The organism is Elizabethkingia miricola (assembly GCF_001675285.1).
GTDB lineage: Bacteria > Bacteroidota > Bacteroidia > Flavobacteriales > Weeksellaceae > Elizabethkingia > Elizabethkingia miricola.
This window is the reverse complement of sequence record NZ_LSGQ01000013.1, coordinates 1-264: the sequence shown is the minus strand read 5'-3', so window position 1 is coordinate 264 and position 264 is coordinate 1. Positions and strand designations below refer to the sequence as shown.

Below are 264 nucleotides of genomic sequence, written 5' to 3'. Positions count from 1 at the left end.
TAGGAATAGTAATATCCTAAAAACGAAAAAGCCTCTGCATGACTATGCAAAGGCTTTTCAAAAATAAAAACTGGCGGCGACCTACTCTCCCGCGTTAGCAGTACCATCGGCGCTGGTGGGCTTAACTTCTGTGTTCGGAATGGGAACAGGTGAGCCCCACCGCTATAACCACCCTAAAGTTTGTTATATATTATTTAGTTGTTCGTTATCGGTATTCGGTTATCGGATTCTATCCAATTACTCCTAACCTATAACTACCAACAT

General features: G+C 42.0%; 1 rRNA gene. It reads right to left on the bottom strand.

The features are described from left to right. Positions 1-68: 68 nt before the first annotated feature. Positions 69-176: ribosomal RNA gene (rrf, locus tag ATE49_RS10195) — 5S ribosomal RNA — on the bottom strand. Positions 177-264: the final 88 nt, after the last annotated feature.